At 62.1% G+C, this 4,646-nt stretch carries 6 protein-coding genes and 1 pseudogene; 2 read left to right on the top strand and 5 right to left on the bottom strand.

Annotated features, from left to right (window positions below; all coding sequences use genetic code 11):
• Positions 1-68 precede the first annotated feature (68 nt).
• A complete protein-coding gene (gene nhaA, locus EOA49_RS30340; protein ID WP_127240647.1) occupies positions 69-1,259 on the top strand; it encodes a Na+/H+ antiporter NhaA in 1,191 nt (396 codons plus the stop codon).
• 58 nt (positions 1,260-1,317) lie between these two features.
• Here the strand turns inward: nhaA and EOA49_RS30335 are convergent, their stop codons facing one another.
• From EOA49_RS30335 to cueR, 4 genes are all read right to left on the bottom strand, one after another.
• Positions 1,318-1,818 (bottom strand): MmcB family DNA repair protein, encoded by a 501-nt coding sequence (locus tag EOA49_RS30335; protein WP_164746772.1) that lies wholly within the window; start codon positions 1,816-1,818, stop codon positions 1,318-1,320.
• Positions 1,819-2,239: 421 nt separating this feature from the next.
• Positions 2,240-2,416, bottom strand: coding sequence for a hypothetical protein (locus EOA49_RS32935; RefSeq protein ID WP_164746771.1), 177 nt, complete (start codon positions 2,414-2,416; stop codon positions 2,240-2,242).
• 364 nt (positions 2,417-2,780) lie between these two features.
• Entirely contained in the window at positions 2,781-3,083 is a 303-nt protein-coding gene (locus EOA49_RS30325) for a DUF1330 domain-containing protein (RefSeq protein ID WP_127240645.1), read from the bottom strand.
• A gap of 85 nt (positions 3,084-3,168) precedes the next feature.
• On the bottom strand, positions 3,169-3,558 hold the full coding sequence (cueR, locus tag EOA49_RS30320) for a Cu(I)-responsive transcriptional regulator (protein ID WP_127240644.1): 390 nt from the start codon (positions 3,556-3,558) through the stop codon (positions 3,169-3,171).
• A 224-nt stretch (positions 3,559-3,782) separates the two neighbouring features.
• Between cueR and EOA49_RS30315 the strand changes: the two genes are divergently transcribed.
• A complete protein-coding gene (locus EOA49_RS30315; RefSeq protein ID WP_067003525.1) occupies positions 3,783-4,400 on the top strand; it encodes a L,D-transpeptidase in 618 nt (205 codons plus the stop codon).
• A 174-nt stretch (positions 4,401-4,574) separates the two neighbouring features.
• Here the strand turns inward: EOA49_RS30315 and EOA49_RS30310 are convergent.
• Positions 4,575-4,646: pseudogene (locus tag EOA49_RS30310) on the bottom strand (NifU family protein); the annotation flags it as partial.

The following is a 4,646-nucleotide window of genomic DNA, read 5'->3' as shown; positions in this document are numbered from 1 at the left end:
GCCCCGTCGTGCGCGTTTGAGCATCATCGCGAAGGACACCGGCCGGCGGGCCATGTGACGGAGGGGGCATGCGCGACGAGCGGCCGAAATCGATGCTTCGCGAATTCCTCGACGGCGAGGCGGCCGGCGGCATCATCCTGATGGCGGCCGCCGCCCTTGCGCTCATCGTCGCAAACTCGCCGCTCGCCGAAACCTATTTCGCCGCCCTCCACGCCTATCTCGGTCCGCTCAGCGTCTCGCACTGGGTGAATGACGGGCTTATGGCGGTGTTCTTCCTGCTGGTCGGGCTGGAGATCAAGCGCGAGATGCTGGACGGCCAGCTCTCAACCTGGCCGCGCCGCGTGCTGCCGGGCATCGCCGCGGCCAGCGGCATGGTGTTTCCGGCGCTGGTCTATGTCTTGATCAACCGCGACAACCAGGCGGCGCTTTCCGGCTGGGCGATCCCCACCGCCACCGACATCGCCTTCGCGCTCGGCGTGCTGTCGCTGCTCGGCAGCCGCGTGCCGGCCTCGCTTAAAGTGTTTCTTACCGCTTTGGCCATCATCGACGATCTCGGCGCCGTCATCATCATCGCGCTGTTCTACACCAGCGGCCTGTCGCTCGCCTATCTCGGCGCCGCCTTCGCGGTCATCGCCGTATTGATCGTACTCAACCGCATGCGGGTGATGAACCTCTTGCCCTATCTCGTACTCGGCGCGGCGCTTTGGGTGCTGGTGCTGAAGTCGGGCGTGCATGCGACGCTTGCCGGCGTGGCGCTGGCGCTCACCATCCCGCTCGAGCGTTCGCCCGCCATCGGTCACGACGTCGAACACTCGCCGCTGCACCGGCTGGAACATGGCCTGCACAAGCTCGTGCCCTTCATCGTCATCCCGATCTTCGGCTTCGCCAATGCCGGCGTCTCGCTCGGCGGCCTGAGCGTTGCCGCGCTGGTCGAGCCTCTGACGCTCGGCGTCGCCGCCGGCCTCGTCGTCGGCAAGCTGGTCGGCGTCTTCGGCGCCTCGGTTCTCGCCATCCGGCTCGGCCTCGCCGACCTGCCGGCCAATGCTGGCTGGCTGCATATGATCGGCATTTCGCTTCTGTGTGGCATCGGCTTCACCATGAGCCTGTTCATCGGCCTGCTCGCCTTCGCCAATGACGCGGCCCTTCAGGACGCGGTAAAGGTCGGCATACTCGCCGGCTCGCTGATCGCCGCGCTGGTCGGCGCGGCGGTGCTGCTGATGGCGCCAGCGACGGGTGGGGCGGAAGAGGATGTGGAGTAGGCCAGACCGCAACGCCCCGTTCTTCTCCCCGCCTTCGCGGGGGGCGAGGACATGGGTGCTATTCACTCTCGCCATCCAGCGCCGGCACCGCCACGCCGGCAAGCTCCGCCGCCAAGAGCCGCGCCGCGCCGGCGCGGGCGATCCTGAGCATCAATGCCTTGCGCGTCGCGGCCGCGATGCGGTGCTCCGGCGCCTCGCGCAAGATCTCCGCGCCATAGCCGTCGGAGAGGATGAAGCCGCATTCCTCCGGAAAGATTTCCGCGGGCACGCCGGGATGGGTGGCGAAGAAGAAGCGGTCGGCATGCAGCCGGTAGTCCGGCCATTTGCGATCGACGCGAAAATCCTCGATCGAGGATTTGATCTCGATGATCCAGATGTCGCCCTGCCGGGTCAGCGCGACAAGATCGGCCCGCCGGCCGGTGGCCAGGGATAGCTCTGGCAGCACATGCGCGCCCATTTGGGTCAGCAGACGCTGCACGCCGCGCCGCACCAGCATGGCGCGCTCCGACTGGCGGCCGTCGATCAGCGGGTTGAGGGGAATCGCGGAAACGATAGGCATGGCAGGCACCATGCCAGATTTTGTTCACGGTTTGAACACGATATTAAAGGGCGATTGTATATTTGACAGACCCAGACGCACAATTAATTCGGGAACCGAATTGGGTTCCGGTATGTTGACCACTATCGCCGGTAACGACCCAACGGACATCGGCGGCTGAGAGACAGCGATCTAGCGCTCCCGTCTGCATAAGACCGGAGCCACGCTATGTCTCCCAAGAATCCCCATCGCGCGCTTTATTCCAATCAGGACAGCATTCTAATCGCCAGATCGAGAGAGTATATCGAACGCTCACGACGGCGGCTCATAGAAACCGAACCGTTGCTCGATCCTCACCGGATGCGTCACCCCACACAGGATCGGGATATCGCCAGCATCCTGCGCGGCACTTGGTGGAAGTCTTATGATGACGACCAAGGGGCTAGCGAGGCTTCTTTCCCGCTTTTCCCGCTTTCTCGTCGTGCTTAGGCGGCGGCGGGGACTTTGCCACTTTCTTAATCGCCGCGTTCAACGGCTCTTCGGAATCGACGGTTTCAATCTCCCGCGCCAGTTCGCGGAACTTCTCAACTTGACTCTTTTCAGCGGGTTTGCCTGACATTGCAGAATGCACCTTTGCTTTATTGACGAGAGTGGTAGCCCGCCCAAACCCTGCCGCGTGGGCAATAGGCCCTATTTTGTCACAGCCGGTCTTATCATGCATGAGGCCCAATGGCATGGCATTGCAGACGAAGTGCGCAGGATAAAGACCAAATATGGCGTCACAGGCGAAATCAAATGGCGCTATTTCGAGGCGCGGGCGGTTATATATTTCACAGACCACCGCAACACTTGAGAGTGTTGCTACCCTGCTGCATCCGCAGTATGAACCCCAAAAAAATCCTAAGCCGAACGCAATCAGCGTTACAGGCCAATCGGTGATCGCCCAAGTAATGCCGATGATTGACGCTTCATTGTAGAGCGCCTCATCCAGCCTCCCCCAGATCCCCTTCGAAGATGAGCAGCACGCGGTTCGACGCCTGCAGCGCAAACCGCTTCGCTTCCTCGTAAGCCGGGTCGTCATAGTAGGCCATGGCAGCTTCCAATGACGGGAATTGGACGACGATCACCCGACCGGCATCGCGCGCCTCCACCAGCAGGGGCGGCACTTTCGAAGGATTGCTGCGTGCCTGATACTTCTCGCCGATGGGCTTCCAAAGCCTGGCGTATTCGGCTTGCGCTTCCTGATCCGAAATCTCGGTGCCGACGATGAGCCAGTATCCCTTCACGGGTGGAGCACTCCTGCCGAGGATTTGTTTCTGGCTCAAGAGCTAAGATAGAGATCGGATACTTGTCTAGCTCCGGTCGGCGACTTCACGCCACCCCCGCCATGTCATCCAAAATCGGGCAGTCCGGCCGGTCGTCGCCGTGGCAGGCGTGGATCAGCTTCTGTAGCGTCGCGCGCATCGACTGCAGTTCGCGCACCTTTTCCTCGATCGCCCTGACATGGGCGCTGGCGATTTCGCGCACGTCATGGCTGGCGCGGTCGCGGTCCTGATAAAGCGCCATCAGCTGCCTGCAATCATCGATTGAAAAGCCGAGGTTGCGGGCGCGGCGCAAGAAGGCCAGCCGGTGCACGTCGTCGCGCGAGTAGTCGCGGTAGCCGTTTTCGGCCCGCGCCGGCAGGATCAGGCCGATCTCCTCATAGTAGCGGATGGTCTTGGCCGGCAGGCCGGAACGCTCGGCGGCATCACCGACATTCATGGCGCTCTCCTGTCTCCGGCAGCCTTTCCGGCTGCCCCGTTGATTTTACTTCACAATCCTGGGCACCCCTGTTGCCGAAATGCCGCAGTTCGGCACTTACCAGCAGGGAAGGTCATGCATATAGGCAGTGCACGCTTGGCAAGCAAAAGAAATGCCAGCATGAATGATGGTGAGAAAGCGGCCGACTCGTGCCGCTGATAAAAGGCGGGGCGTCGGACCTATTCATGCGCTTGAAGTCGTTTGCAATCGTCGCCGCCCTTGCGCTGTCGACCGCGATCAGCGGGTGCAGCACCATTGGCGGGCAAATCTTCACCAACAACTATGGCGCGATGACCGATGCCGGCTATCAGCTGCCGCGCATCCCGATCGAGAAGGTTCCGGCCCGCTTCCGCCGGCAGGAAGTGCGCTACGACACTCCCGAGAAGCCCGGCACCATCATCGTCGACACCCAGAACAAGTTCCTCTACTTCGTCGAGGGTGACGGCATGGCCATGCGCTACGGCATCGGTGTCGGCCGCGAGGGCTTCGAGTGGCACGGCACCGCCCATATCGCGCTGAAGCGCGAATGGCCGACCTGGACGCCGCCGGCGCCGATGATCAAGCGCCAGCCCGAACTCGCCAAATTCGCCGGCGGCATGGAGCCGGGCCTGAAGAACCCGCTCGGCGCGCGCGCCATGTATCTGTTCAACAAGGGCGGCGACATGGGCTATCGGCTGCATGGCAGCCCGGAGTGGTTCTCCATCGGCAAGGCGATGTCGTCGGGCTGCATCCGCCTGATGAACCAGGACATTATCGATCTCTACGACCGCACTTCGGTCGGCGCCAAGGTCATCGTGATGTGATCATGATGGCCGCGGACAAAAGCTTTCGTGCGCGGACCGTCTAGGCAACAACAAGACGTCCAAAGACAGAAAACCGGGCTGTTGGGGCCCGGTTTTTTGTTTTTGCGGCTTGGGGAAAATTCGCTCCGCCGAGAAGCTCAGAAACCGCAACAGGCGGCCGGCGGAGCAGAATTATCAGGCGACCTGCTCGACCTGCTGCACTTCCGGAACAAAATGCCGAAGCAGGTTCTGAATGCCGTGCTTCAG

The sequence above is a fragment of the Mesorhizobium sp. M1A.F.Ca.IN.020.04.1.1 genome (genome assembly GCF_003997315.1).
Lineage (GTDB): Bacteria > Pseudomonadota > Alphaproteobacteria > Rhizobiales > Rhizobiaceae > Mesorhizobium.
Note: the sequence above shows the minus strand (reverse complement) of the source record. Positions and strands in the feature narration are given on the sequence as shown.

Coding starts and splice junctions, on each gene's coding strand:
- cueR (WP_127240644.1), bottom strand. CDS start 3,558: ATGAATGTCGGTGATGCCGCCGAGCGTTCCGGCCTGCCGGCCAAGACC.
- EOA49_RS30315 (WP_067003525.1), top strand. CDS start 3,783: ATGCGCTTGAAGTCGTTTGCAATCGTCGCCGCCCTTGCGCTGTCGACC.
- EOA49_RS32935 (WP_164746771.1), bottom strand. CDS start 2,416: ATGTCAGGCAAACCCGCTGAAAAGAGTCAAGTTGAGAAGTTCCGCGAA.
- EOA49_RS30335 (WP_164746772.1), bottom strand. CDS start 1,818: ATGCCTATCGTTTCCGCGATTCCCCTCAACCCGCTGATCGACGGCCGC.
- nhaA (WP_127240647.1), top strand. CDS start 69: ATGCGCGACGAGCGGCCGAAATCGATGCTTCGCGAATTCCTCGACGGC.